Raw genomic sequence first — 26,293 nt, forward strand, 5'->3', positions numbered from 1 at the left:
GGCGGGCCACAGGGCTGCCACCGTCCGGCCACGCCGACGCGCACGCTCACCAGCCGGTCACGGCCTCGCCGGTCAGGCGTCGCCCTCGCCGGCGTACCCGAGGAAGGCGGTCCAGGCGGCGGGGGAGAGGGTGAGGGCAGGGACGGTGAGGTCCTTGGAGTCGCGGACTTGGACGGTGTGGGGGCAGGTGGCGACCTCGACGCAGTAACCGCTGTCGCTGCCGCTGTGACTGGACTTGGACCAGGCGAGGGCGACCTCGACGCAATTGCCGCCCTGGTCGCCGCTGTAGCTGCTCTTGAACCAGTTGAGGTCGGTGCTCATTCTTCCCCTGCCACCTCTTCGATCATTTTCATGGACGCGTCCGGGCTGAGCGCCTGCGCCCGCAGAATGCCATACTTTCCGAACAGATCGCCCAGGTCAGGCTGTTGACTCACGAAGAAGCTGCCGCTCTGTCCTTCGATGTAGGCGAGGCGGTTCCGTTCAGCTGTCTCCAGCAGAACGAACGGGCCGTTGAGCCCCGCGTGGGTCGTCCGGTCCGGCGCCATCACCTGAATCTGTACGTTCCGCAGTTGAGCGACATCAAGGATGTGGCGGAGCTGGCTCTTGCGTACCTGATTTCCTCCGACGGGCCGCGTGAGCGGATGAAGTTCCAGCACGAAGCCGATGTCGGCCGCCGGTCTGCGAGTAAGGAGCTTCTGCCGCTCCATTCGAGCCACGACCCGTCCCTCGATCTCCTCGTCGTCGAGAGCCGGGTGGTGGTTGGTGAAGACCGCACGGGCGTGCTCCTCCGTCTGGAGCAGACCAGGCACCGCGTGTGTCTCGTACTCGTGTCGTGAGCAGGCTCCGGTCTCCACCTCGGCGAACTGTTCGAACCATGAGGCCAAATGGCTGGGGCGCAACTCTGCTCCTGCGGCCAGCAGTGCACCTTGTGCACCCAGCGCCTCGTCCGCCCGCGCGATGAAATCCCCCTTCGGCGGCCGCTGCCCCCGCTCCACCATCGCCACCTGCGACTTCGAGAAGCCGATCTTCAGCCCCAGGGCCTCCTGCGACAGTTCCACCCGCTCCCGGTAGAAGCGCAATAACGTCCCGAACATCTGGGCGTTGCCGCCCCCTTGGCCACCGGAGTGCACAACCCACCTCCCGAGTGCACAACAGTGCACAGACGCCTTGTGTCCCTGGTCACGGTACGTGTGGGGCGCGACGCTTTCCGTATGGAACGGAAAAGTTCACTGGACCCGGTGCCCTCGTGGGTGCCTGCGAGCGGGCATGCCCTTCGGTATGCGGGCATCCACTTCGATGCCGTACGGATCACCGGCATGGGGGGCGAGCAAGTCGCCTACGAGCTGATGCAGTTCACCGACTTCCGGGCGGGTCCCGTCGTGCGCTCGCGGATCGGGGCGCGGAGCGTGTATTTCCTGTTGCCGCCGCAAACTGCGAGTGCCTACCGCTGGCCGGCCAGTGCGGAGGCCATGAGCCGGGACGGGCGGACAGCGGCGTTCGTCGGGGTGCCCGCGGTGAACGGGCTGACCTGGCCGCTGGATTGGTGCTCTCTTCCCACGCCCGAGACGCCATTCGTGGATGCGGGGTTGCTGCACGAACTGACGGTGGGTGTGCTGACGGATGAGGCGGAGGTCTCCTGAAGGGGCCCTCACGGCAGGCGCGTTGCCGGGTGCAATGTCCGTTTGCGTGGTGAAGGGGGAGTCGGGTGCGGTACGGTGACGTCGTCATCACGCTCTGTATGCAGCCGCATGCGGGGCGGCCCCCGGCGGTGCTACCAACACCAATCCGGAGGCCTTCACCCACGAGTGGATACTGAGGTCCACCGGGATGCTTTGGCATGCTATCGCGCCGTCTCGGCGCTTCACGAAGGCTTCGCACGACGTGGTGCGTCATCCGCGTCTGAACAGTGACGCGAAGGTTCTGCTCCTCTACGTGCAGGGGCTCCCCGAGGGTCTGGCCGACAAGCCGCTCAGCGAGCATGCGCGGCAGCTGGGGATCACGGGGCGGGCCTATCAGCGGGCCAAGAGGATGCTGGTCGAGGACGGGTTCCTGCACGAGTGGCATCAGCAGAACGACCGGGGGCGGTGGGTGACCGTACAGCTCTTCGCCAACTCCCCGGTCACGGGTGCGGCGGCGGCCGAGCTCCGGGACGGGTGGGGCGTCGAAGCGCCACCGAGTGCGCAGAATCGGACGGTCGATCAGCCGAGGGGTCGGGTGGTCGGTGGCTGTACACCGGTAGATGAAGAACTGGGGAAGAACTCATCCCACCCACCCACCGAAGCCGAACCCGAAGCGGAACTCAAACCCGACGCCGAATCCGCGCCGGAAGTGGCCGAGGGCGAGCGGGTGTTGCTCTCCTTGCGGCATGTGCACCGGGAGCTGCATCTGGGGGCGCGGGAGGCGCGGGGTCTTGCGGAGGCCGCCGCCGAGTGGTTGCGGCGCGGGGTCTCGGCTGATGACCTGCGGCGGGCACTGACCAGTGGGCTGCCCGAGGGCGGGGTGCGATCCGCAGTGGGATTCCTGCGGCACCGGCTCGTACAGAAGCTCCCGGAGGCGGTACCGCTACCCATCGTCCAGGCCCGGCCCGCGCCGCGGGTCGCCGAGCTCGTGGTCTGCGAGGGGCCCGGTGACGATCACGTGTTCCGGCCCGTGGGGGACGAGACGCGCTGCGGTCCGTGTCGTGGGGAGGAGGCCCGGGCGCGCTGGGCCGCCGCGTACGCGGAGCAGCCTTCCCACACCCCGTGGCGGGACCGCGTCGCCGCCCTCACCACGAGCCCAACAGAAACGACCTGACAGGGATCAGGTCGTCTCGAATCCGCCGATCCGGCCTGGCAGCAACAGATGTGTGGGCAGGCGCATGGCCTAGGTGGTCGGATCGGATGGAGGTTAGGCCGGCGGACACCCGGGGTCTCAACATGACGCCCGGCTGCTCCCCCGGCCGGGCCTCTGGCACGGGCATACCTCCTCCCGGGCTCCCGTGGTATCTCCTGCCGCACGAGATCCCTCGCTGGGCACCGAAGTGCCGGGATTCCGGCACGAGCCCACGGGAGGCCACTCCCCGGGCCTACGCTGCCGCAATGACGATGACACCGGTTGTGGCCACCCTGCTCGGCATCGGTGCCGGACTGCTTGTGACCATCATCGGCGCGGCAGCCACCATCGCGTCAGCCAGTGCTACGCAACGAGCGACGCGGAGCCGGGAGCGGGACTTCAAGATCTGGGAGCGGCGTGCTGACGCGATCGAGGAAGCGCAGAGGAAGATGCTAGCCCTCGGCAACGCGCGCGACCTGGCTTGGCTGCGGAGGTGCGCCGGCACGTGTGGTCCCTGCTGCATCTGCGGCCCGGCGGTTTTCGTCACGCGACGGCCTACCCCCGACCGGCAGGGGACATTACGGGCGAACCGCCGAGCCACTCAGCGAGTGAACCCTGCTGACGGATCGAGGTCGACGACCCAAAATCACAAGCGTTTCGGATCAATAGGAATTGAGGAATGCTTGAGCTTTCCTTCGAGGCGCCGACATTAACGACTTCAAACCGGGGAGAGTCGGACACCCCCCTTCTGGGGAGGATTGCACCCTCGCGCCCTGAATCCCCCTCGCGGCTTTACAGTTTCTTTTCCGTGACGAGCCGCATCACGATGAATCCGCATGATTCACTTCCCATCATCGGCGACACCGAATGTGTTTCCACGACAAGCCGGGGGACTCTCGATGCTCATTCAATTCACGCACGGTAAGGCAATCAGAGCGGCTGTGGGAATTTCCTGCGCAGTGTTGCTGATCGGTGCAGCAGGCGCTCCCGCATTCGCCGACGACAGCGACACCACAGGCGATTCAACGACCATCCACACCGAACCGCAGACCGAGACGGAAGAGGCCGTTACGGATGTGGCGGCAGGCCAAATGGACACGGAACCCGACATCCCCAGCACCCCCCCGGTTCAGGAAATCACCCGGGCAGCGAACTTTGCGACGCGGTGAACGTCTACACGCCCACCTATAAAGGTGGTTACCACATGAAGGGCGTCGGCGTAACTCACGCAAACACCAACAACACCAGCCGAAACCTCACATCGACGTTCACCTCGACAGCCACGGGGACCGTAGGCGTTTCATTCACAGGATCCCTGATGGTGAGTACCAATGTCATGATCGGCAAGATCGAAGCCAAGTACGACGTCAATCTCTCTGCATCACTTTCGGTGACACAGACGAACTCGGTCGCAGCAATAACCCCTCCCCACAAGACCACCTACGCCAAATACGACGTCTACCGCCTGCGAAACCAGGGCACCAGCTATCACGTCTATAGCAGCTGTGCCACAACCGCGCGGTCTACAGTTACCAGCTACACCCCCCACCACATTGGCTGGTATGTCTGGGAAGCAAGCGCCTGATGCAAGTTCCCAAGCGGGTGCGCAATCTCTCCGGCTTCGCTTTGCTGCCCATCCTCGCAGCGGCAGCGTGTACCAACGGTCACGCTCCTCGCGCCACTCACCAAACGCCAAGTACCCCCGGCGCCAAACCTGCCTCCCAGGCAAGCGCATCGGCCAATCCCACCCATCACTCATCAGGGCCCAGCACATCCCACGCACCCAACCTGGCGGAGGACGAAATTCCAGCGCTGACCACTGCGTCATCAATGATCGGCAATGCCGAATTTCCTCTACGTGGTGGAATCAAACCCGGCCACACCCTCGCAATCGCCGTCAACTGCCAGGGGAAGGGGAGGCTGACGGTCGTTGTAGAACCAGCCGGAATCGGATTCCCGCTGGACTGCACGTCCACGGAAGTAAGCTCCACTTTCAACGAGATAGGGTTCAATACCCGGCACGCAGATAGCTTTGTTCGCTTCACCGCCGTGCCTTCAACCATCAAGTGGTCGTTCGCGGCAGGTTGGGATCCCCACCCCCCTTCGCCGGAATCATCCGACGGCTGACCAGAGCATCCAATACGGGCCAGGCCAGGAACCGCAAACGCCGTGGCCGCAACGGTCGGAGGCGATCTGCACTCATGCGGAAGCGGAACGACGCAGCACCACATAATTCGGGTCTCGGTACGCGACGGTGTACGTGCTGCCCGGATGCGCGTTTCTTGCATAACCAGCGAAGTTGCCATTCGGCGCGGGATTCCATTCCGCGAGATTCACCACAATGAAGTCGGGAGAGATTCCCCCCGTCCCGCCCACCCAGAAGACACGGGACTTGCCCGTCAGGTGGGACAGAATCCCGCCGCTCGTTTCGACGGTGACTCCCTCGGGTACCAAGGCAATGACCTTTTCCGCGGAGCGGACCTTGGCCGTCGTGCGATACGTATCCAGATCGAAGAGGGCTTTGAACGGAAACTGCCTGGTCAGAGCGATGGAGATGGCGAGGACTGCCGGTACCGTGTTTGCCGCGTACCGCTGAACCCATGTCCTGCGGGACTCTTTCATCAGGCGCAGTCCGTCGATGAGTGCGGCGAACAGGATCGGCATCAGCACAGCATTGTAGTGCCAGTCAGTCCCCCAGTAATTACTCTCGTCAGAGATGAAGCGCCAGCCCAGGGTGGGGGCGAGCAGAAGGCTGAGAGGGGATCGAAGCGCCACGAATCCCGTGATACCAAGAAGCAGGAAAAGGGTCGTGATTTTTATCGATGTGCCGTCCAGGAAGAGACCCGAGAGGCTGTGCACACCAGGCCCGGAGTGCTCACCCAGCTTTTCCCAGTACCCGTACTCCCCTTCCTCGTTCACTCCTGGAATAAGAACAAACATAACGAGCAGGAATGCGGCAACACCGAAGCTAGCGAGTGGCGCCCCGATTTTCTTGCTGCCAAAGAAGAAAATGCACGCGCCAATCGCAGCTACCGTAAGGCCCAGATCCTCTTTTACGAGAACGAGAGGCAGACTCCAAAGAGCGGCAGATTTCCAGCGCTGCTCCAGCATCCGCTGGAGCGTGAATGCCAGGATCGGTACGGCAAAACATATCTCATGAAAATCGAAGTCTACGGCGCTCTGGATGCCCCAAGATATTCCATAGGCGAACCCGACGGCCGCGCCGCGGGGTTTTCCGAGGGTCCGGATTGCAGCGCGTGTTATGGGAACGATGGACAGTGCGATCAGGGCAGCCTGGGCGACGAGCAGGGTGAGTGCGGAAGGGAACACCCTGTACAGGGGAGCCAGCACTACAAGAATCGGACTGAAATGATCCCCGAGTATGTTGAAATCGACGCCCTTGATGTCGGATATCGGAGATTCGAGCTGGGCGTAGTGGCGTACCACTTGCTCGAATATCCCAAGATCCCAGGACGAGGTCTCCACGCGCCGAAAACGCATCACTGAGACTGCGGAGTACGCGGTGAAGGCAAGGAATGCCAGGCCCCAGGGAGGAGACGCCCTCCTCGGAATGCTTTCCCAACCAGTTGCCCACTGCGGTTTCCGAGGTCGGGCAGAAGAGGTTGAAGAGGCGGACGCCATCGCTTATTCCTTGTATCTTTCCACTAGGCCGTGCTTTGGAAGTGGTGCAGGATGGGGGCAACCGCGTGTCGATCGGAAGAAGCTCTTGTGGTTGACCCCGTGCTCAAGGCCGCCCTGGGCTGCCTTCGCGTTGTGAAGTCGCAGCGGCCGACCGGTTTAAAGCCCGGCGAGTTTGCCGACTGGCGGGAGAGGATCGCGGCGCAGTAGTAGCGCGCCGCCATCGAAACGCCTGCCTCTCCCTCGTCGCCTGCCACGGGTGTGACCCCGGCCAGCATGGCATGCCGAACGAAGACGCGACTCACCATCAGATGTTGATCGCGGCGATGTGAACCGTGGCCTCGAGATCGTCGAGTCGACGTTCACCTCCCAGGTGATCAGCCCTGCCGCGTCGGCGCGAGCCTGCAAGGCGGTGAACACCGCAGCCCACACCCCACCACGCTGCCACCGCCGGAAGAGGCTGTAGACGGTCTGCCACGGTCCGTACTCCGCAGGCAGATCACGCCATGGCACCCCGGTCCGCACCCGCCACCGGACACCGTCGATCAGCGTCCGCCGGCACACCACCGGACGCCCCGCCCCCGACACGGGCAACAACGGCTCCAGCACAGCCCACTGCTCGGCCCATGGTCTGAGGTGATGGTGCGCCAGTTGTTGCCCTGGCGAAGGGGGCTCGGTCCACGCCCTCGATGGCGGGCGCGACCGGCGGGTGCGTTCTTCGGTGTCCTGTTGACATCAAGTATCTTGACGTCGAGATGAATCTCCGGCAGGCTGCCTCTGGATCTCTTGACGTCGAGATATGTTGGCAGCGGATCGGAGGCCGGCGATGCGGCGCGGCGCACAGGCCCAAAGGACCAGGACCCGGGAAGCCCGGCAGCGCGAGGCCGGTCTCCTGGCGCAGCTGCGCCGTCCGCCGGGCGGCCGGGACGGGCGGATCATGCTGCTCGGCCAGCTCCTCGACAGGACCGGTTCGGGAGTCTGGGGCGCGTCCTCGGTTCTGTACTTCACCTTCGTCACCGGCCTGGACGCCCGGCAGTTGGGCCTGCTGCTGGGAGCCGCCGGGGTGGCGGGCATTGCCGGATCGCCGATCGTGGGACGCCTTGCCGCTCGCTTCCCGGTGCGCTCGTTGCTGATCGGCTGTCACCTCCTCCGCCTCGGAACCCTCGGTCTGATGCTCATCTGCACCGGCTTCTCCGTGCTGCTGCCCGTCGTCGCCGTCACCTACCTCGGCGACCGGGCGGCCAAGACGCTGGAGATGCTCTTCGCCACGCGGGTGGCGGGCGAGCGGCGCACCACGTACCAGGCGCTGTCGCGCAGTGTGGCGAACGCCGGGTACGCGCTCGGTGCGGGGATCGCCGCCATCGGCCTGGCCGTGGGCACCCGCGATGCGTACCGCGCCCTGATCCTGTGCAACGCACTCTCGTTCCTGGTGGCCGCGGCGCTGGTGTGGCGCACCCGGGAGCCGCGCGACCCCGGGCGCGTGACGGCGCGGACCGGCGACGCGGCCGCGGCGGGCGGGCCGGCTGCGCCGAGCCCGTGGCGCGATCGCGGCTACCTCCGGTTCGTCCTGCTGGACATCCCGATGAATCTGGACGACTCGATCCTCAACGTCGGACTGCCGCTGTGGCTGGTGAACCACACCGAGGCGCCGCACGCCTTCGTCCCGGCCTTCCTGGTGATCAACACCGTGCTTGTCGTCGTTCTGCAGATGCGGGTGTCGGCGAAGGTGAAGGAGCCGCGCCAGGCAGCGGGAGCGGTGGTCGTGTACGGGCTGACGATGCTCGCCTGCTGCGCGGTGCTGGCAACCGCCACGTCAGGCGCGGCCTGGTCGGCGTCGATCGCCCTGCTCGCCGCGGCGATGCTGGTCACCCTGGCGGAGCTGATGCGTTCGGTGAGCTCCTGGGAGCTGGCCGTGTCGCTCGCGCCCCCGGAAGCACGGGCGCCCTATCTGGGAGTGGCCGGCATGTCCCAGTCCGTGCAGAAGTCTGCCGGTCCGCTGCTGCTGACCGGTGCCGTGCTGACCGCCGGCCCGGCGGGCTGGCTCGTGCTCGGGGCGGCGGTCGCGGGGCTCTCGGTCGTACAACGGCGGGGTTGCCTGCGGCGGTTGGACACCGTGCTCCCGGTGAGTACCGCGGACGCCGCAAGTCGGCGTCCCGCAGCCGCTCTTATCGGCGAGTCGGCTTCGATGTCGTCACCGTCGGTGTCGGGACGGGCCATGGATCCACGATGACAACGTCGTCGTCCGGCGACGCGCCGCTGCCCGTGGGTGTGGCGGATCCGCCGTCGTCGGGGCGGAGCGAGGACAATGACAGCGACTCCGGGCCGACGAAGGGGGACGTGTGGTGAATGCCGTGGTGAGCCGCGGAACAGGGATGACCGAGTCCGCCGAGGACCGGGCGCAGTGGCGTGGCCGGCTCCTGCGGGCCGGGCGGGACCTGTTCGCCGCATACGGCTACGCGCGCACGAGCATCGAGCAGCTCTGCGTCGAGGCGCGTGTGCCGATTCGCGCGTTCCATCAGCAGTTCACCTCGCGGGAGGCGCTGTTGATCGCGCTGTATGACGAGGTGGCGACCAGCGGACTGCGCGCGTCCGAGGAGGCGATGCTCTCCGACGACATGGAGGAGTGCTCGACGGAGGAACGGTTCCGTCGCCTCTTCGCCGCCTATGTGCGCGGGGTCACCGCTGATCCGCGGGCCGCGCGGGTGGCGTTCGTCGAGACGCTGGGCGTGAGCCGCACCGTCGACGACCATCTCGCGATGTGGCGGACGATGTGGGCCGAGTTCCTGACCTGTGAGGCCGAGCGTGCCGCCGAGCGGGGCGAGGTGGGTGACGGCGACCAGCGGGTCGCGGTCACGGTGATGACGCACTCGGTCGAGGAACTCCTCGCCCACCACGCCCGCCGCCCCCGCCAGGTCACGCCCGACTGGCTGACCGAAGAGCTCACGCGGCTCTCCCTGACCATGCTCGGCTCGCCCTGACCGCCCCCACTCACTCGTACGGCGAGTAATCGAATAATGGGGAGATGGGAGACGGAGCGAAGGCGGATGCGGATGCCGGCGATGAGTTCGCCGCCGTCCTGACCGGGGTCGGGTCGCGCCTGAGGGCCCTGCGCCGGAAGCGCGGCACGACCCTCGCCCAGCTGGGCGAGACGACCGGGATCTCGGTCAGTACCCTCTCCCGCCTGGAGTCGGGCGGCCGCAAACCCACCCTGGAACTGCTGCTGCCGCTGGCCAAGGCGTACGGGGTCCCGCTCGACGAACTCGTCGGCGCCCCCGCCACCGGCGACCCCCGCGTCCATCTGCGCCCCTTCACCCGCGGCGGCAGAAAGTTCATGCCGCTGACCCGTCACCTCGGTGGCCTCCAGGCTTACAAGATGGTGCTGCCCGGCGGGCGAGGGGCGACCGGGCCCCTGGAGCAGCGGGTGCACGAGGGTTACGAGTGGCTGTACGTGCTGGCGGGGCGGCTGCGGCTGGTGCTGGGCGAGCACGATGTCGTACTGACCACCGGGGAGGTCGCCGAGTTCGACACGCGTACGCCCCATGCCTGGTCCAGCGCGGGGCCGGAACCGGTCGAGATTCTCAGCCTGTTCGGGCCGCAGGGCGAACGGATGCATGTGCGGGCCCGGCCCACCAGAAAGTGAGGGCACCGGGACGGCCGGGCGTCACGCTTCCGCGCGTCCGCCCGCGTACGGCCCGCCCATGCCCCACGCCTGGTGCATCGCGTCGGCGAACGTCGCGGCCAGCTTCTGCTCGCCCGTGGGCCCGGGGTGCGTGCCGTCGTACGTGTCCGTGTGGATGTCGTATCCGGGCGGGCGCGATGCCAGCAGGATCGGTGACATCGGCTCGTCCAGGTCGGCGACCGCCTTCGCGAGGAGTTCGTTGAAGCGGTCGCACTCGGCGGCGAACGGGGCGTCCGACTCGGCCCGTATGTTCGGGATGACCGGCAGGAGCACGGCCTTGATGTGCGGGTTCGCGGTGCGGGCGGCCGCGACGAACGCGCGGGCGTTCTCGGCGGTCTGCCCGCTGTCCGTGTAGAAGCCGAGATCTATCAGGCCGAGCGAGACGAGCAGCACGTCAGCGCGCGTCGCGGTGACCGTGTCCGCGATCACCGGGGCCATGTGCAGCCATCCCTCGCCCCAGCCCGCCAGATGGCGGCGGGCCCGGGCGGGGAAATCCGGGGCGCCGTACGCGTACGAGACCGGGGTGTTCGTCGCGGTGTCGTACAGCTCCGTCCGGGGACCGACGATCTCGTACGGACCGTCGAAAGCCGCTTCGAGGTGCTGCCACATGCGGTAGCGCCAGGTGAAGTCGCCGGCGCGGCCGATGGTCATGGAATCGCCGACGAACAGAAAACGCATGGCGTCATCATGGCCGATCAACGCGCGGAGCTGCGACGTGACGATGGACACTTGGCCCATGCGTTCGTATCTGACAGTCACCGGTGCCGCCGCGCTGCTCGTCCTCACCGGGGCCGCAGCCGCCCCGGCCACGGCCGACGACGGGTCCGCCGACCGCAGCTTCACGATCGAGGACCCCCGGATCACCGAGTCCAGCGGCCTCGCCGCCAGCCGCGCCCACCCGGGCATCTACTGGACGCACAACGACAGCGAAGACGGGCCGTACGTCTACGCCGTCGACTCCCGCACCGGGAAGACCGTCGCGACGATCACCATGCGGGGGGTGGGGCGGCCGCGCGATGTCGAGGCCATCTCGCTCGGACCCGACGGCAATCTGTACGTCGGTGACATCGGCGACAACCTGAACGGCAGCTGGGACCACGTCTGGATCTACCGGTTCCCGGAGCCGAAGGTGCTGAAGGACGCGACGGTCCGGGCGACCCAGTTCGACGTGAAGTACGCGGACGGGGCGCGCAACGCCGAGGCGCTGATGGTCCACCCGAAGACCGGCCGGGTCTACATCGCCTCGAAGAACGAGGACGGCGGCGGACTGTACGAAGGGCCCGCCGAGCTCTCCACCGGACGGACCAATGTGTTCCGGCGAGTCGGCGAGGTGCCGTGGGTGACGGACGGAGCGTTCTCGCCGGACGGGAAGGAACTGGTGCTGCGGTCCTACTTCAGCGCCCGTGGCTACGCGTTCAAGGACGGGCGGCTCGGCGCCGACCACCCGGTCAACGCGCCGTTGCAGAGACAGTCCGAGTCGGTGACGTACACGGCGGACGGCTCGGCGCTGATGTTCGGCTCGGAGGGCGCGCGGAGCGACGTGGTGCGGGTGGACATCGCAGGCGCGGACAGAAACGGCGGCGACGCCAAGTCGCCGTCGAAGGACGGCGGCGGTGCGTCGGCCGCCGGCGGGAAAAGCGGGGGCGACAGCGAGGTGAAAGGCAGCACGCTGCTCGGAGCGGTGGTGCTCGCCGCGGTGGGCGCACTCGTCCTCATGAACCGGCGCCGCAACCGCGGCTGACCGACCGCGCCCGACCCCATCGGCGCACGTCCCGGGGCCGGAATCATCCCCTGACGCGCCGCACGTAGGGTCGGGCGCTATGACGCACCAGGGGCCCGAGGCCTTCTCCACCGAGCGGCTCGACGCACTGCCGCTGCGAGCCGTGCACGCCGACGAGATGGCGGCGGTCCTCGCCGACCCCGCCCTGCACTCCTACACGGGCGGTGAGCCGGAGGACCTGGACACCCTCCGGGCCCGCTACACCCGCTGGGAAGCCGGCTCGCCCGACCCTGCCGAACACTGGTGGAACTGGGTACTCCGGGTACGCGCCGACAGTCGTCTCGTGGGCTGGGTCCAGGCCACGGTGGCGGGCCCCCGGGCCGAGATCGCCTGGGTCGTCGGCACCGAGTGGCAGGGCCTGGGCTACGCGAAGGAAGCGGCGGCCGGACTGGTGGCGCACCTGCCGGCCGGGGGCACGGTCCGTACGGTCGTCGCGCACATCCACCCCGACCACACCGTGTCCGCCGCGGTGGCCGCGGCGGCGGGACTCGTCCCCACCGACGAGTGGGAGGACGGGGAGCGGCGCTGGCGCCGCACGGACGTCACTTCCGGCGCTGCCCGGCCTTCAGCAGATCCGCGACGTCGAGGGTGACCTCCGCGCCGATGGAGGCGGGGAGGGTGACCTGCTGGCCGGGGGCGTACACCTGGTGGCTGCCGTACCCGTCGGCGATGGGCTCGGTCAGGACGTGGACCCGGCCGTGCTTGCGGTTGACGATCACATAGACGGGGATCTTCGCCTCGGCGTACGCGGTGACCTTGTTCCGCAGGTCGTTGTTGTAGTTGCTGGAGGTGACCTCCAGGACGAGCCGGAAAACAGCAGGGTCGTAGCAGTTGTTCTCGATCACATGCTCGTCGAGATCGGCGTCGACGACGGACAGATCCGGGATCGCGTAGTCCTCGGGCCCGCCAGGAAGCCACAAGCCGATCCCCTGAAGAACCTCGGTCTCCCCGTCGTCGAGCCCTGCCGCGAGGAACGGGCGCATGAGCTTGGTCAGTGCACGGGCATGCGGGCCGTCCGGGGGCGGGGTCACGGTGATAACGCCTCCGATGATCTCGACGCGGTAGCCCGGATTCTGCTCCATCAGCCTGTTGGCCGTTTCGAGCAGGGATTCCGGCTCACCGTCACAGGGGTGCTCGACTGCTGCTGCAGACATTGCGGGCCTCCTGGTGGGTGGTGTCGAGAGCATCATCGTAGGGCGGTGCGCCCCCACATGTCCCTTTGGTGATCGTCCACTCGGTCGAGTGAACGAAGTGGCCCGGCCTATGCGGAGGCGCTCTGCGCGGCGGCGGGCCGGTGCTGGTGCCGGGTGTGAGCGTTTGATTTCGCTCCTCGGAGCCGGAGACTATGGCGGCTCGGCCCGGGGTCACCCGGGAACGGGGAAACGGGGAGGGTCTTGCGGATGGCGTGGGATGAGTGGGAGCGGCTCAAGTCCGATGCGGTGGGGCGCGGTTCCGCACAGATGCAGTTGAATCAGTATCCGGCCGATCAGGGGGGCGGGGCTCCGGCGGGCGCGGCTTCGGAGGCTCTGAAGTCGGACAAGAAGGCATGGGTGAAGGCCGGCGAGGGTGTCAAAGGCCTGAAGGACGGCATAGACAAGGCGTTGGCGAAGCTTGACGACGGGCAGGCGGGGCTGGGTGACACCGGCGGGTGTCAGAGCGCGGCGGCGCAGAAGGAGTTGTACGACTCCTGGAAGAAGTACGTCGACGATGTGAGCAGCCGCTGTGACGGGTTGGGCGGGCTTCTGGAGGGGGCGGGTCACGATCTGTCAAAGTCCGACCAGACGGTCAGGGAAGAGCTGGACAAGCTGACGCTGAAGTACGAGGACACGGAGGCCGTCGGCGGCCAGGCGAAGGAGAAGTGATTCGCGGTCATGGATCTTGCGACGCTGAAAGCCTTCAAGCCGTCGGAGTACGAGGAATCCGGGGATGGCTACCGGGCGACCGGTGACATGGCCAGTGCGGCGAAGGACACGATCGACAACCAGATCTGTGCGGGGGTGCGCAACCAGCTTGAGGGAGAGGCGGCGACGGCCGCCCTGCGGGAGCTCCAGGAGCTGTCGAAGAACTTCCACTACGTGCAGACCGAGTGCGGTCTGGCAAGCGCCGCGCTCAATGGTTTCGCCTTCGATATGGCGGTGGCCAAGCAGAAGCTGGACGCGGCGATCGAGGACGCTCGCGCGGACCACTGCACGGTGAACGCGGACGGCTCGGTCACTTATCCGGCAGGCAAGAAGCCCGGCGACGAGAAGATCGCTGACGGCGGGACGGTGACCGGGAGTACTGGGGGCGGCCCGACGTCCGATGCCCTGGAGCGCCAGGCGGCCAACATCCACCCGAACCCGAACTACGGCCGGGCGATGGGGTATGCGAACCGGATCGCCGACGCGCTGAAGGAAGCCACGGATGTGGACGAGAAGTGGGCGCCGAAGCTGCGCGCACTGAAGGCCGACGACGACCTGACGGTCTCCAAGCGGGACTGGGCCGACGCGCAGTCGGACATGGGCGGGGTCCGCGAGGCGGGCAAGAGCTATCTCGACTCCCTGCCGGAGCCCCCGAAGGACGGCAGCCCGAAGGACAACGCGTCGTGGTGGAAGGGGCTCAGCCCGGAGGAACAGGCAGCGTGGCTCTCCCTCCGGCCCGACACCGTGGGGGCGCTCGACGGACTGTCCTCCACGGTCCGTGACGAGGCGAATCGTGTCGTCCTCGCGGAGAAGCAGGGCGAACTCCAGTTGAAGCTGGACTCCATCCCGAAGCCGCCTGCCAACGAGTGGACGTGGATCAACGCAGGTATGTACCCGTCCAAGGTGCACACCGACGAATGGATGGAGTGGCACAACAAGTACGGAGACCGGTACGAGCAGCTCAACAAGTCCCTCAAGGGTATGCAGAGCATCCAGGACCGTTTCGACGCGACAGGCGTCAAGGGCCTGCCGGAGGCGTATCTGCTGGGATTCAGTCCCGAGGGCAATGGGCGGGCGATCGTCGCCAACGGGAATCCGGACACGGCTGATCATCAGGCGGTCTATGTGCCGGGTACGACGTCGAACCTGGGCGGCATCGGCGGGGACATCGACCGCATGGTCAATGTCTGGAATGTGGCCAACGACGCGGCCGACGGCAAGTCGGTCTCCACAATCACCTGGCTCGGGTACGACGCCCCGCAGAACATCGTCAAGGACTCGCCGTTCAGCCACTACGCCAATGACGGCGCCCCGGCCTTCAACCGGTTCATGGACGGACTCGACGCGTCGCACACCGGCGACTCGGAACCACACCGCACCGCGATCGGCCACTCGTACGGCACGACCCTCATCGGTTCCGCGGCCCGGCAGGGTGACCTGAACGCCGACGACGTGATCCTCGCGGGCAGCCCCGGTGTTCAGGTAGCCAAGGCCGAGCAGTTGGACGTACCCACGGGACATGTCTGGAACCAGGAGGCCGACGGGGATATCGTCCCGGACATCGGTCGCTACGGGCACGGCGGAACCGACTGGGACGGCCTCTGGACCATCCCCAGCGACGAACGCTTTGGCGCCAACCAGATGACCACGGACACCGAGGGCCACAGCGACTACTGGAAAGAGAACACCGAGAGCCTGTGGAACCAGGGCCAGGTCGTGGCAGGCCATAGTGACCAAGTGAAGTTGAAGCCGCCGCCGGACCACTGGGCACATGTGAAGTAGGGGTGTCGGTGCCCGTCCGAGGACCGACCCACGAAGTACCTGACGACATGACCGGCCCGTGTCCCGGTCCGACCCACTGAGGCCCTCGACTTGAAGAGTAAACTGAGCGCCCCGGCGCTCCTCCTGTCCCTCGCCCTCGCGACCCTCACTGGATGCAGCATGACTGGCACCAACAACTCCGACGACATTCCGCTCGCGGGCACCAGCACCTCGCTTGCAGCCGCCGACAAGATGGAGCAGGTCTCCAGCGGGCTCTACGATCTGATCGGCATCAAGGGGAAGGCGTCTGACAGCCGTCCGGGAGTCACGGAGTGCTCGGGCAGGGACCGGGAGAAGTACTTCCAGATCTTCCACCCATGGAGCTTCTACCCGGCATCGGCGAGCGAGCTTGACGAGGCGATGGATCGGCTCAAGGAGGAGCTGCCCAAGCATGGCTGGCAGGTCGTCGATTACGGGCCGGACACAAGCAAGAACCAGAACATCAACCTCACGGCCGACAACGACAAGAAGAAGTACAGCGTCAAGATCGTTCAGATGCCCAAGAATGATCCGCCGAAGCTGAGCCTGATGGTCGTCTCCGGCTGCTATCAGGTGCCGGACGGCGAGAAGGTCCAGCGGTTCTGAAGGTGCCGCTTCCATGACGGGTGGGTGCGGGATGGCTCGGTCCGCGGCCCGCGCCACCCGGTTCGCTCGCCGGACCTGAGCCCCCTCGCGGTGCGGGCCCTCGACCGGGTGATGGGCGAAGCGTCGGAGCTGCGCGAGCTGTGGGACGACGGGGGAATGAACGAGCAGTGGGCGGCGGGCATCACCCGGCTCCGGGAGGTGCTGGTGGCCGCGGCCGGCTGATCAGGTCCGGGGGCGGCCGGCCCGGATGAGGTCGGCGACGTCCAGGGTGACCTCGGCGCCGATGGAGGCGGGGAGGACGACCTGCTGGCCGGGGGCGTACACCTGGTGGCTGCCGTACCCGTCGGCGATGGGCTCGGTCAGGACATGGACCCGGCCGTGCTCGCGGTTGACGATCACATAGACGGGGATCTTCGCCTCGGCGTACGCGGTGACCTTGTTCCGCAGGTCGTTGTTGTAGTTGCTCGACGTGACTTCCAGTACGAGATGGAAGATCACCGGGTCGAAGCAGTTGGCCTCGATGACGTGGTCTTTGAAGTCGGCATCGATCAATGCGAGGTCCGGGATGGCGTAGTCCTCCGGGCCGCCCGGCAACCAGATGCCGATGCCCTGAAGAAGCCTCGTCTCCTTGCCGTGCAGACCTGCGGCGAGGAACGGAACCATGAGGTCCGTCAGTACATCGGCGTGATCGCCGTCCGCGGGTGGGGCCACGGTGATAACGCCTCCGATGATCTCGACGCGGTAGCCCGGATTCTGCTCCATCAGCCTGTTGGCCGTTTCGAGCAGGGATTCCGGCTCACCGTCACAGGGGTGCTCGACTGCTGCTGCAGACATTGCGGGCCTCCTGGTGGGTGGTGTCGAGAGCATCATCCTAGAAGGGTGCGCCTTGAGTGTCCTGTATGTCGCCGTCCACTCGGTCGAGTGAACGAGGCGTGCCAGGCCCTATGCGGAGGCGCTCTGCGGGTGGGTGCCCGTCGCCCCGTCGATCAGTTCGCGGACAATGTCCGTGTGCCCGGCGTGCCGTACGACGTCCTCCAGCATGTGGATGAGCACCCAGCGCATCGACACCTTCCGCCCGTCCCACGCCGTACCGATCATGTCGAGAGGGATCTCCTCCATCGCCCGGTCCGCGGCGGCGCGGGCGCGCGTAGAAGGCCAGGATGTCGGCGGTCGTCTGGTCCGGGGCGACCGTCATGTCCTCCGTGTACGCGTCGAACCCCGTTGTCAGTGGCGGTTGCGAGAATGGCCGGACCGTCGAAGAAGGGGGCGCCATGGGCACCTGGGACATCGGTCATTTCGACAGCGACACCGCAACGGACTTCTCGGGGGATCTCGACGACGCCCCGCAGAACAAGCGGGCCGAGCTGATCCGGGACGCGCTGACGGATGTCGTCCGGACCGAGGACTACCTCGACTCCGACGAGGCCGTCGTGGCCGTGGCGGCGGCCGCCCTGGTGGCCGCGCGGTGCCCGGGCGGGGAGCCCGTGACGACCGTGTACGGGCCGGACGAGCCGCTCCCCGAGTTGCCCGTGGAGCTGCGGGGCCTCGCGGTCCAGGCCCTCGACCGGGTGGTGACCGAGCCGTCCGAGCTGCTGGAGCTGTGGAGCGAGGGCGGGCACGGGGAGCCGTGGAAGGAAGGAATCGGCCGGCTCCGGGCGGTCCTGGCGGAGGCGGCGGGGTGAGGAATGGCGAGGGGCCCCGGTACGGATCAGGCGAATCAGGTACCGGGGCCCCTCGGAGGCGTACAACTGCTCGTTACAGCTTCTCGATCACGTAGTCGATGCAGGCCGTCAGGGCCAGCACGTCCGCCGGGGCGATCGCCGGGAACATCGCGACACGCAACTGGTTGCGGCCCAGCTTGCGGTACGGCTCCGTGTCGACGATCCCGTTGGCGCGCAGCGCCTTGGCGATGGCCGAGGCGTCGATCTCGTCCGCGAAGTCGATCGTGCCGATGACCGCCGAGCGCTTCGCCGGGTCGGTGACGAACGGGGTCGCGTACTTGGACTCCTCCGCCCAGCCGTACAGGTTCCGCGCCGAAGTGGCCGTGCGGCGGACCGAGAAGTCCAGGCCGCCCTGGCCGTTCAGCCAGTTCAGCTGCTCGTTCAGGAGGAAGAGCGTGGCCAGGGCCGGGGTGTTGTACGTCTGGTTCTTGAGGGAGTTGTCGATCGCCGTGGGCAGGCTGAAGAACTCCGGGATGTGCCGGCCTGACGCGTGGATGCGCGCGGCGCGCTCCAGGGCCGCCGGGGAGAAGACACCGATCCAGAGGCCGCCGTCGGAGGCGAAGGACTTCTGCGGGGCGAAGTAGTAGACGTCCGACTCGGTGATGTCGACCGGCAGGCCGCCCGCGCCGGAAGTGGCGTCCACCAGGACGAGGGAGCCCTCGTCGGCGCCCGCGACGCGCTTGACCGGCGCGGCGACACCGGTCGAGGTCTCGTTGTGCGTGAACGCGTAGACGTCGACGCCTGCCTCGGCCCGGGGGTCCGGGTGGGTGCCCGGGTCGGAGGCGATCACGGTCGGGTCGGCCAGCCACGGGGCGAGCTTGGCGGCCTTCGCGAACTTCGACGAGAACTCACCGAAGTTGAGGTGCTGGGACTTCGTCTCGATCAGACCGTGCGTCGCGATGTCCCAGAAGGCGGTGGAGCCGCCGTTGCCCAGGATCACCTCGTAGCCCTCGGGGAGGGAGAAGAGGTCGCGTACGCCCTGACGCACCGAGCCGACCAGGTTCTTGACCGGGGCCTGGCGGTGGGACGTACCGAGGAGAGACGTTCCGGTGGCGGCCAGCGCGTCGAGCGCCTCCGTCCGCACCTTGGAAGGACCGGCGCCGAAGCGTCCGTCGGAGGGCTTGATGTCAGCGGGAATCTGGATATCGGCCACGAACCGGAGCGTAGTGCCTCACGGGCACGGTCGAGCGCCGTGTCCGTCGGATGAGACACCCGCTCCAGCGTGTGGACCACATCGCGCGGGCGGGGTCAGCCCAGTTCGACCGGCAGGTCGCAGCCGGAGGGCGGCGCCGGGGGCCGGGTCACGGGGTGGGCTCCGGGGTCTTCTCCGGTGTCGTCTCCGGACGGGCGGCGGACGGGGCGGACGCTGTGCCGACCGCGAGGGCATGGAGGTGCTCGACCAGCGTGATCAGTACGTACTTGCTGGACGAGCGGTCCCGGGCGTCGCACTCCACCAGGGGCACGTCGTCGGAGAGGTCGAGCGCCTCACGTATCTGCTGTTCGGTGTGGAGCGGGCCGCCGAAGTCGTTGCACGCCACGATGAACGGCGTGCCGTGGTGCTCCAGGCGGTCGATCGCGTACCAGGAGTCGGCGAGCCGGCGGGTGTCGACGAGGACGACGGCGCCGAGCGTGCCCGAGAACAGCCGGTCCCACAGGAACCAGAAGCGTTCCTGACCGGGTGCGCCGAAGAGGTACAGCACCGAGCGTTCGTCGAGGGAGATCCGGCCGAAGTCGAAGGCGACGGTCGTGGACGTCTTCGACTGCACACCGTCCAGGTGGTCGACGGCCTCGCCCGCGCGGGTCATGGTCTCTTCCGTGTTCAGCGGACGGATCTCGCTGACGGAGCGGACCATGGTGGTCTTGCCGACCCCGAAGCCGCCGACGACGACGATCTTCAGTCCGTTGTCGGCCGTCGCCTGCAGGGCGACACGGTCAGAGGTTGCGGAGTCCAACGAGCACCTGTTCCAGGATGTCGGGGTCGGGGAGCCGGTCCGCGACACGGGCGGTACGGGGGTGACGGGCGCTGATCCGGCCGGTGTCCAGCAGATCGGACAGCATGATCCGGACGATGCTGACGGGCAGCCCGAGGCCTGCCGCGATCTCGACGACCGCAGTGGGGCTCTGGCACATCCGCAGGATCGTGACGTGCTCCGACTGCATGCCGGGGGCCGGCTCGCATTCGGAGACCACCAGCGTCACCAGGTCGAACACGTCCGAATCGGACCGACTGCGGCCACCGGTGAGGGTGTACAGCCGGTCCGGGTCGTCGTCCCGGCCGGGACGGGGGCGGGTCATACGGCTGCGGTCGCGTCGGCGGCTGTGGTGACGTCGGAGGTCGCGGAGGAGCGCGGCGGGGCGCTGAGGTGTTCGCCGAGCTGCTCGACGAGCTCGGCCATGTTGTGGCCGATGAGGCCGACGTCGGAGTCCTCCGAGGCGACGACCGCGAGATGGGCGCCCGAGCCCGCCTCGACGATGAACAGCACGCCGCCGTAGAACTCGGCCATCGCGGACCGTACGCCGCCGGTGCCGTCACCGAACTCGACGGACGCGCCGTGCGACAGGCTCTGGATGCCGGCCGAGATCGCGGCCAGCTGGTCGGCCTGATCGACGGAGAGTTCGGGGGTACGGCAGAGCTTGAGGCCGTCCCTGGACAGGACGAGGGCGTGCCGGGCGCCGGGGGTGCGCTCCAGGAGCCCCTCCAGCAGCCAGTTGAGCTTCTCGTCGGTGGTCGCGGTCATCGGGTGTTGCCTTCCGGGTGCGGGGGATTGGGCCGTACTGCCTGGCGGAAGCTGCTGAAGCGGGCTGCCTGTTCCTTGGGGTCGGAAGTACGGGGCCGGGGAGTCGCGGCGGCGCCGGGGGTGGCGTTGCCTGCGTTGATACGGGATTCGGCGGCGGCGAGGGTACGGCCCCGGGTGCGCTTGGGGAGGCCGCTCTCGCCGAACCGGGGGAGGCTGCCGGTGGTCTCGGACGCGGAGCCGGAGCCGGTCTCCGCGTTCGCGGGGGCGGGCCCGGCGGCCGGGGCGGGGGTGTGGACGGGCTTCGGCTCCGCCACGGGTTCCGCCACCGGGGCGGGCGCCGGGACGGTCACCGGTGTCCGGGTGATCAGTTCCTGCGGGAGCATCATCAGGGCGCCCGTGCCGCCGCGCGCGGACGGCCGGAACGAGACCGTCAGACCGTGCTTACGGGCCAGCCGGCCCACGACGGCGAGACCGAGGCGGGTGCCGGACAGACCGGTCAGGTCCTGGTTGGTGGCGGACACCGCACGCTCGGCGCGCCGCAGCTGCACATCGCTCATCACCAGACCGCTGTCCTCGACGGTGAGGACGATGCCGGCGGGCACCTCCTCGACGTACACATGGACTTCCGCGGTGGGCGGCGAGAAGTTGGCAGCGTTGTCGAGGAGTTCGGCGAGCGCGTGCATGACGCCCTCGGCCGCGTGACCGGCGATCGCGACGTCGCTGGTCGAGTGGAGACGTACCCGCTGATAGCCGCTGATCCGGCCCATCGCGCCGCGCAGGATGGACTCCATCACGATCGGTTTCGCCCAGCGCCGCCCGGAGCGGGCGCCGGTCAGCACGGCGATGGAGTCGGCCAGCCGGCCCGCCTGGGCGGTGCGGTGGTCCAGGTGCAGCAGATCGCCGAGGATGTCCTCGGCGGAGTGCCGGTGCTCCATCTCGCGCAGGTCGGCGAGCATGCTGGTGGCGAGCGCCTGCATCCGTCCGGCGGCGTTGGCGCAGGCGGTGATCGCGGCGGAACGCTCGGTCTCGCTGTGGGCCACGCGCGCCCCCAGCCGCTCGACCTCGTCGTGCAGCCGGTCGCCCAGCCGCTTGACCTCGTCCTCCAGCCGGGCGGTCTCCGCGGCGGCCAGCTCGGTGATCCGGGCGTTCTCGGCCGCCGCCGCGGCCTTGACCCTGGCCGTCTCCGCGGTGAACCGCTGGGCGTCGGCCGCGGACGACGACACCAGCCGCGACGTCTCGGCGGTGAACCGCTGGGCCTCGGCGGCGTTGTGCGCGCGCAGCAGACGCGTGGTGGCCCGGGCGTGGACGGCGGTCGCCACGGCGACGGACAGCAGCAGGGCGGCTGCGCCCGCCCCCCAGGACAGCGGGGTTCTGACCGAAGCGGGAGCGGCGAGGACCGCCCACAGACAGCAGGAACCGGTGACGGCCGCCGAGACCAGCAGGGCCAGTGCGGTCGGCCGGGATGTGGGGCGCAAGCGGAGTCCTCGGGGGCGGACGGCTACGGACAGGGGGCGGATCCGGACACTTCGGTACGGCAGGGGGCGAAAGAGATCAACCGGAGTTGATAATTCCTAATCAAGTCGTGGCCACTATATGAGAATTGACGATCTGTTTGGGAAGACCTTGTGGTCTTCTCTGTCACGTATGTGACTACGCATCCGACGTATTCCGACGGATTGACGTATTCGGGGGAAACGCGAGGGGGCGGCGGGCCCACCGCCCCGACCAGCGGCATTCTGGGTCCATGGCTGAACGACAGGACCGGACCGCTCTTGTACGGGCCCTCGGCAGCGCCGTGCGCGGAGAGGTGGAGTTCGGCACCACCGCGCGGGCGCTGATGACGATGGACGCCTCCAACTACCGCCGGGTGCCGCTCGGCGTCGTCGCCCCGCGCGACGCCGACGACGTCGCCGCCGCGCTCGCCGTCTGCCGTGCGCACGCGGTGCCCGTCGTGCCGCGTGGCGGCGGCACCTCCATCGCCGGGCAGGCCACCGGCACCGGTGTGGTCCTCGACCTCACCCGCCACCTGGGGAAGATCGTCGAACTGGACGCCGCGTCCCGGACGGCAGTCGTCCAGCCGGGCGTGGTCCTGGACGACCTGCGCGCCGCCGCCGCACCCCACGGCCTCACCTTCGGCCCCGACCCCTCCACGCACAGCCGGTGCACGCTCGGCGGGATGATCGGCAACAACGCCTGCGGCTCCCACTCGGTGGCCTGGGGCACCACCGCCGACAACGTCCACGCGCTGACCGTCGCCCGCTACGGCGGCGACACGCTCCGGCTCGACCGGGGGAGGTGGGACGGCGCCCCCGCCGGCCTGCGCGAACTGGTCGGCTCCCACCTCGCGCTCCTCCGCACCGGCTTCCCCGAACTCCCGCGCCGCATCTCCGGATACGCCCTCGACGCCCTGCTCCCCGAGCGCGGCCCGGACCTGCCCCGCGCCTTCTGCGGCAGCGAAGGCACGCTCGGCGTGGTGACGGAGGCGACCGTACGACTGGTCGAGGCGCCCGGATCCCGAGCCCTCGCCGTACTCGGTTACGCCGACGAGTCCGCGGCAGCCGAAGCCGCCGCCGGCCTCCTCCCGTACCGCCCCCTGACGGTCGAGGGCATGGCCGCCGATCTCGTACGGGAACCGGCCGGGCTGCCGCGCGGCGGAGCCTGGCTCTTCGTCGAGACGGGCGGAGACACCCCGGCCGAGGCACGGGCGCACGCCGAACGGATCCTGCGGGCGGCCGACGCGGTGGACGCGGCCGTGGTCACCGACCCGGCCGGACAGCGGGTCCTGTGGCGCATCCGGGAGGACGCGTCCGGCACCGCTACCCGGATGCCCGACGGCAGTGAGGCCTGGCCCGGCTGGGAGGACTGCGCCGTACCTCCCGCCCGCCTCGGCCCCTATCTGCGCGACTTCCGCGCCCTGCTCACCGCACACGGACTGCGCGGCACACCGTACGGGCACTTCGGAGACGGCTGCATCCACGTGCGGATCGACTTCGACCTGCTGAGCGGCGACGGTGTGGCCCGCTTCCGCCGCTTCTCCGAGGAACTCGCCGCACTCGTCGTCGCGCACGGCGGCTCGCTGAGCGGGGAACACGGCGACGGGCAGGCGCGGGCCGAGCTGCTGCCCCGGATGTACGGGGACGAACTCGTCGCGCTCTTCGGCCGGTTCAAGGACCTCTGGGATCCGGACGGCGGCATGAACCCCGGCATCCTCGCCCGCCCCGCCCGCCTCGACGAGAACATCCGCTTCGACGTCCTGCCGAAACGCCCCGTGGACGTCACCTTCGGCTACCCGCACGACGGCGGCGACTTCACGGCGGCCGTACGACGATGTGTCGGCGTCGCGAAATGCCGTACGGCGCAGCCGGCGGGCGCGGACGTGATGTGCCCGTCCTTCCGGGTGACCGGTGAGGAGGCCCACTCCACCCGCGGCCGAGCCCGCCTGCTGCACGAGATGCTCGCCGGCGAGGTGATCACGGACGGCTGGCGGTCAAAGGAGGTGCGGGACGCGCTCGACCTCTGCCTGTCCTGCAAGGGGTGCCGCAGCGACTGCCCGGTCGGCGTGGACATGGCCACGTACAAGGCGGAGTTCCTGCACCACCACTACCGGGGGCGGCTGCGGCCCGCCGCCCACTACGTGATGGGCCGGCTGCCGCGGTGGCTGCGGCTCGTGGCCCCGATCGCGCCCGTGCTGAACGCGCTCGCCCGGATCCGCCCGTTCGCCGCACTGGCGAAACGGCTGGCGGGCGTCACTGCGGAGCGGACGATTCCGGTGCTGGCGGGGGAGACGTTCACCCGGTGGGCCCGAAAGCGCGAGGGCCGCGGGACGGTGATCCTGTCGAGCGATCAGGTGGTGGCCGTCTGGCCGGACACCTTCACCAACCACCTCTCCCCGGAGGTCGGGAAGGCGGCTGTCCGGGTCCTGGAGGCGGCGGGCCGGACGGCCCTGTACCCGGAACGGAGCGTGTGCTGCGGACTCACCTACGTGTCGACGGGCCAACTGGACAAGGCCCGCACGGTCATGCGCCGCACCTTGGACCGGATGGGGTTCTTCCTCGGCGACCCGCTCGTCGTCCTCGAACCGAGCTGCGCCGCCACCCTCCGTACGGACCTGCCGGAGCTCCTCCCCGACGACCCGCGCGCCGCCGAACTCGCCGGTTCGGTACGGACGTTGGCGCAGTACCTGGAGGAGTACGCCCCCGACTGGCGGCCGCCGCGCCTGGACCGCCGGGTCGCGGGCCAGACCCACTGCCACCAGCACGCGGTCCTCGGTGACGCGGCCGAACGCCGGCTGCGCGAACGAGCCGGACTGGCAGGGGAGTTGAGCGGCGGCTGCTGCGGTCTCGCGGGGAACTTCGGTTTCGAGCGGGGCCACTGGGACGTGTCGGTGGCGTGCGCGGAGGAGCAGCTTCTGCCGTCGGTACGGGGCGCGGAGCCCGGCACGGACATCCTGGCGGACGGTTTCTCGTGCCGGACCCAGCTGGCACAGCTGGCGGGTGTCCGGGCGAGGCACCTGGCGGAGCTGCTGGCGGAGGGACTGGACGGGCCCGCTGCCCACTCCTCCGGCAACTGACCCAAGCGTCCGCTCCCCCCTGCGGCGCCCGACTCAAGCCCCTACGGCGATTGAGGAGCAGGGTCCGGGGCGGAGCCCCCAGGTGATGACCGGCCCTCGCACGGCGTTCACCGCACCCCAACCGCCCGGCACCACCCGGGCATTCCCTCACCGGGCGTCGTTCTGCCCGATGATCTCGTGGGCCAGTGTGGCGAGTTCGGGCAGCGCCGGGTGGCCGGGGGCATCGCGCCGGGCGAGGAGCAGTGGGACGGGCGGGGCGTCGACGAGCGGGCGGTAGGCGACCCCCGCGTGCGGATGCATGTCGGCGGTGGAGGCGGCCGACACCCCGGAGCCGCGCCCGGCTGCGATGGCGGTCAGCCAGTCGTCGGTGTTGGCGACGGTGACGGTGGCGGCGGGCCGGGCGCCAGGTGGCCACAGGTCGACGGTGGTGGTGCCGGAGACGGTGTTCAGGACGATCGGGCCGCCCGCGAGATCGGCGAGACGGAGCGTGGCGTGCGCGGCGAGCGGCCCGTCCGCGGTCACCGCCGCCACCCGGTCCTCGCTGAGCAGCACCTCGGTGACGAGCCCCGGCGCGTCGACGGGGCCGCGCAGCAGCGCCGCGTCGACCTCGCCGCGGGTGAGCCCGGCGGTGCGGTCGTCGATCCGCAGCAGTTCGAGGGGCGTCTCCGGGTGCCGCTGCTGCCAGCCGCGGAGCAGCGGTGTGGTGTACGGGCCCAGCGCCGACCAGGCGTGTCCGAGCCGCAGCGGCCAGTGGCGCAGACCGCCAGGGTCGACGGCCTCGTCGAAGGCGGCGACCGCCGCGGCGGCCTTGTCGCGGAAGAGGGCGCCCTCGGGGGTGAGGGAGAGGTGGTGGGTGGAGCGGTCGACGAGCCGGACGCCGAGGTGCTGCTCCAGGGCGGCGAGGGTGCGGGAGACGGCGGGCTGGGTGAGCCGGAGCGCGGCGGCGGCGCGTGTGACGTTGCCCGCTTCGGCGACGGCGAGGAAGGCCCGTAGGTGACGCAGCTCGACGGTGCGGCCGGGGCCCTGTCCTGTGCTCATGCGCGTGGAG

At 68.7% G+C, this 26,293-nt stretch carries 28 protein-coding genes and 1 pseudogene; 15 read left to right on the plus strand and 14 right to left on the minus strand.

From position 1 onward, the window contains the following. Positions 1-72: 72 nt before the first annotated feature. Positions 73-321 (minus strand): DUF397 domain-containing protein, encoded by a 249-nt coding sequence (locus ACGFSA_RS10865; protein WP_393302743.1) that lies wholly within the window; start codon positions 319-321, stop codon positions 73-75. Next, complete coding sequence (locus ACGFSA_RS10870) at positions 318-1,130, minus strand: helix-turn-helix domain-containing protein (RefSeq protein WP_393302745.1); 813 nt, start codon at positions 1,128-1,130, stop codon at positions 318-320. Before ACGFSA_RS10870 ends, ACGFSA_RS10865 begins: the two co-directional genes overlap by 4 nt. Before the next feature lie 81 nt (positions 1,131-1,211). Here ACGFSA_RS10870 and ACGFSA_RS10875 point away from each other — a divergent pair, with 81 nt between their 5' ends. The 4 genes from ACGFSA_RS10875 to ACGFSA_RS10890 all read left to right on the plus strand — a co-directional run bounded on the left by ACGFSA_RS10875 (position 1,212) and on the right by ACGFSA_RS10890 (position 4,396). Beyond that, complete coding sequence (locus ACGFSA_RS10875) at positions 1,212-1,640, plus strand: hypothetical protein (protein WP_393302747.1); 429 nt, start codon at positions 1,212-1,214, stop codon at positions 1,638-1,640. A 187-nt stretch (positions 1,641-1,827) separates the two neighbouring features. Continuing rightward, entirely contained in the window at positions 1,828-2,793 is a 966-nt protein-coding gene (locus tag ACGFSA_RS10880) for a hypothetical protein (RefSeq protein ID WP_393302749.1), read from the plus strand. A 917-nt stretch (positions 2,794-3,710) separates the two neighbouring features. Further along, positions 3,711-3,980, plus strand: coding sequence for a hypothetical protein (locus tag ACGFSA_RS10885; RefSeq protein ID WP_393302751.1), 270 nt, complete (start codon positions 3,711-3,713; stop codon positions 3,978-3,980). Further along, positions 3,977-4,396 (plus strand): hypothetical protein, encoded by a 420-nt coding sequence (locus ACGFSA_RS10890; protein ID WP_393302752.1) that lies wholly within the window; start codon positions 3,977-3,979, stop codon positions 4,394-4,396. Before ACGFSA_RS10885 ends, ACGFSA_RS10890 begins: the two co-directional genes overlap by 4 nt. A gap of 614 nt (positions 4,397-5,010) precedes the next feature. Here the strand turns inward: ACGFSA_RS10890 and ACGFSA_RS10895 are convergent. Then, positions 5,011-6,297 (minus strand): DUF2079 domain-containing protein, encoded by a 1,287-nt coding sequence (locus ACGFSA_RS10895; protein WP_393302754.1) that lies wholly within the window; start codon positions 6,295-6,297, stop codon positions 5,011-5,013. Between the two features lie 312 nt (positions 6,298-6,609). Further along, complete coding sequence (locus tag ACGFSA_RS10900; protein WP_393302755.1) at positions 6,610-7,059, minus strand: transposase; 450 nt, start codon at positions 7,057-7,059, stop codon at positions 6,610-6,612. Positions 7,060-7,276: 217 nt separating this feature from the next. Between ACGFSA_RS10900 and ACGFSA_RS10905 the strand changes: the two genes are divergently transcribed. The 3 genes from ACGFSA_RS10905 (at position 7,277) to ACGFSA_RS10915 (ending at position 10,090) form a co-directional block, all read left to right on the plus strand. Beyond that, the gene (locus tag ACGFSA_RS10905) at positions 7,277-8,680 is read left to right on the plus strand and encodes an MFS transporter (RefSeq protein ID WP_393302757.1); all 1,404 of its coding nucleotides are present in this window, start codon (positions 7,277-7,279) and stop codon (positions 8,678-8,680) included. A gap of 142 nt (positions 8,681-8,822) precedes the next feature. Next, positions 8,823-9,428 carry a TetR/AcrR family transcriptional regulator gene (locus ACGFSA_RS10910; protein WP_393302759.1) on the plus strand — a complete coding sequence of 202 codons (606 nt, stop codon included), beginning with the start codon at positions 8,823-8,825 and terminating at the stop codon, positions 9,426-9,428. Between the two features lie 44 nt (positions 9,429-9,472). Next, positions 9,473-10,090, plus strand: a complete 618-nt coding sequence (locus ACGFSA_RS10915) for a helix-turn-helix domain-containing protein (protein ID WP_393302761.1) — start codon at positions 9,473-9,475, stop codon at positions 10,088-10,090. Positions 10,091-10,111: 21 nt separating this feature from the next. Here the strand turns inward: ACGFSA_RS10915 and ACGFSA_RS10920 are convergent, their stop codons facing one another. After that, the gene (locus ACGFSA_RS10920) at positions 10,112-10,807 is read right to left on the minus strand and encodes a GDSL-type esterase/lipase family protein (RefSeq protein ID WP_393302763.1); all 696 of its coding nucleotides are present in this window, start codon (positions 10,805-10,807) and stop codon (positions 10,112-10,114) included. Between the two features lie 58 nt (positions 10,808-10,865). On the opposite strand from ACGFSA_RS10920, the gene ACGFSA_RS10925 reads away from it, so the two are divergent. Beyond that, positions 10,866-11,870: a WD40 repeat domain-containing protein gene (locus ACGFSA_RS10925; RefSeq protein ID WP_393302765.1), complete on the plus strand. Its 1,005-nt coding sequence runs from the start codon at positions 10,866-10,868 to the stop codon at positions 11,868-11,870. 79 nt (positions 11,871-11,949) lie between these two features. Further along, the gene (locus ACGFSA_RS10930; RefSeq protein WP_393302767.1) at positions 11,950-12,501 is read left to right on the plus strand and encodes a GNAT family N-acetyltransferase; all 552 of its coding nucleotides are present in this window, start codon (positions 11,950-11,952) and stop codon (positions 12,499-12,501) included. Here ACGFSA_RS10930 and ACGFSA_RS10935 read toward each other — a convergent pair. Next, positions 12,452-13,063 (minus strand): Uma2 family endonuclease, encoded by a 612-nt coding sequence (locus tag ACGFSA_RS10935; protein ID WP_393302769.1) that lies wholly within the window; start codon positions 13,061-13,063, stop codon positions 12,452-12,454. The two genes, ACGFSA_RS10930 and ACGFSA_RS10935, sit on opposite strands and share 50 nt — an antisense overlap. 396 nt (positions 13,064-13,459) lie before the next feature. On the opposite strand from ACGFSA_RS10935, the gene ACGFSA_RS10940 reads away from it, so the two are divergent. The 4 genes from ACGFSA_RS10940 (at position 13,460) to ACGFSA_RS10955 (ending at position 16,438) form a co-directional block, all read left to right on the plus strand. Further along, on the plus strand, positions 13,460-13,771 hold the full coding sequence (locus ACGFSA_RS10940) for a hypothetical protein (RefSeq protein WP_393302771.1): 312 nt from the start codon (positions 13,460-13,462) through the stop codon (positions 13,769-13,771). 9 nt (positions 13,772-13,780) lie between these two features. Next, positions 13,781-15,592 carry an alpha/beta hydrolase gene (locus ACGFSA_RS10945; RefSeq protein WP_393302773.1) on the plus strand — a complete coding sequence of 604 codons (1,812 nt, stop codon included), beginning with the start codon at positions 13,781-13,783 and terminating at the stop codon, positions 15,590-15,592. Between the two features lie 159 nt (positions 15,593-15,751). Further along, positions 15,752-16,216, plus strand: coding sequence for a hypothetical protein (locus ACGFSA_RS10950; protein ID WP_393302775.1), 465 nt, complete (start codon positions 15,752-15,754; stop codon positions 16,214-16,216). Positions 16,217-16,240: 24 nt separating this feature from the next. Beyond that, complete coding sequence (locus ACGFSA_RS10955) at positions 16,241-16,438, plus strand: DUF4259 domain-containing protein (protein ID WP_393302777.1); 198 nt, start codon at positions 16,241-16,243, stop codon at positions 16,436-16,438. Here ACGFSA_RS10955 and ACGFSA_RS10960 read toward each other — a convergent pair whose 3' ends face one another. Together ACGFSA_RS10960 and ACGFSA_RS10965 are read right to left on the minus strand one after the other, a co-directional pair. Next, positions 16,439-17,050: a Uma2 family endonuclease gene (locus ACGFSA_RS10960; RefSeq protein ID WP_393302779.1), complete on the minus strand. Its 612-nt coding sequence runs from the start codon at positions 17,048-17,050 to the stop codon at positions 16,439-16,441. It abuts the gene before it with no gap. A gap of 108 nt (positions 17,051-17,158) precedes the next feature. After that, positions 17,159-17,432: pseudogene (locus ACGFSA_RS10965) on the minus strand (DUF664 domain-containing protein); the annotation flags it as partial. Between the two features lie 55 nt (positions 17,433-17,487). Between ACGFSA_RS10965 and ACGFSA_RS10970 the strand changes: the two are divergent. Beyond that, positions 17,488-17,898, plus strand: coding sequence for a DUF4259 domain-containing protein (locus ACGFSA_RS10970; protein ID WP_393302781.1), 411 nt, complete (start codon positions 17,488-17,490; stop codon positions 17,896-17,898). Positions 17,899-17,971: 73 nt separating this feature from the next. Here the strand turns inward: ACGFSA_RS10970 and serC are convergent, their stop codons facing one another. The 5 genes from serC to ACGFSA_RS10995 form a co-directional block, all read right to left on the minus strand. Continuing rightward, entirely contained in the window at positions 17,972-19,090 is a 1,119-nt protein-coding gene (gene serC, locus ACGFSA_RS10975; protein ID WP_393302782.1) for a phosphoserine transaminase, read from the minus strand. Between the two features lie 148 nt (positions 19,091-19,238). Further along, positions 19,239-19,889, minus strand: a complete 651-nt coding sequence (locus tag ACGFSA_RS10980) for an ATP/GTP-binding protein (RefSeq protein WP_393302784.1) — start codon at positions 19,887-19,889, stop codon at positions 19,239-19,241. Next, positions 19,870-20,232: a DUF742 domain-containing protein gene (locus ACGFSA_RS10985; protein ID WP_393302786.1), complete on the minus strand. Its 363-nt coding sequence runs from the start codon at positions 20,230-20,232 to the stop codon at positions 19,870-19,872. The genes ACGFSA_RS10980 and ACGFSA_RS10985 overlap by 20 nt, the downstream gene beginning before the upstream one ends. Beyond that, a complete protein-coding gene (locus ACGFSA_RS10990; RefSeq protein ID WP_393302787.1) occupies positions 20,229-20,675 on the minus strand; it encodes a roadblock/LC7 domain-containing protein in 447 nt (148 codons plus the stop codon). The genes ACGFSA_RS10985 and ACGFSA_RS10990 overlap by 4 nt, the downstream gene beginning before the upstream one ends. Next, a complete protein-coding gene (locus ACGFSA_RS10995; protein ID WP_393302789.1) occupies positions 20,672-22,150 on the minus strand; it encodes a sensor histidine kinase in 1,479 nt (492 codons plus the stop codon). Before ACGFSA_RS10995 ends, ACGFSA_RS10990 begins: the two co-directional genes overlap by 4 nt. 269 nt (positions 22,151-22,419) lie before the next feature. Between ACGFSA_RS10995 and ACGFSA_RS11000 the strand changes: the two genes are divergently transcribed. Then, on the plus strand, positions 22,420-25,245 hold the full coding sequence (locus ACGFSA_RS11000) for an FAD-binding and (Fe-S)-binding domain-containing protein (RefSeq protein WP_393302791.1): 2,826 nt from the start codon (positions 22,420-22,422) through the stop codon (positions 25,243-25,245). Positions 25,246-25,392: 147 nt separating this feature from the next. Here the strand turns inward: ACGFSA_RS11000 and ACGFSA_RS11005 are convergent, their stop codons facing one another. Then, entirely contained in the window at positions 25,393-26,283 is an 891-nt protein-coding gene (locus tag ACGFSA_RS11005; protein ID WP_393302793.1) for a LysR family transcriptional regulator, read from the minus strand. Positions 26,284-26,293 lie beyond the last annotated feature (10 nt).

The organism is Streptomyces sp. NPDC048496, assembly GCF_043200055.1.
Classification (GTDB): Bacteria; Actinomycetota; Actinomycetes; order Streptomycetales; family Streptomycetaceae; genus Streptomyces.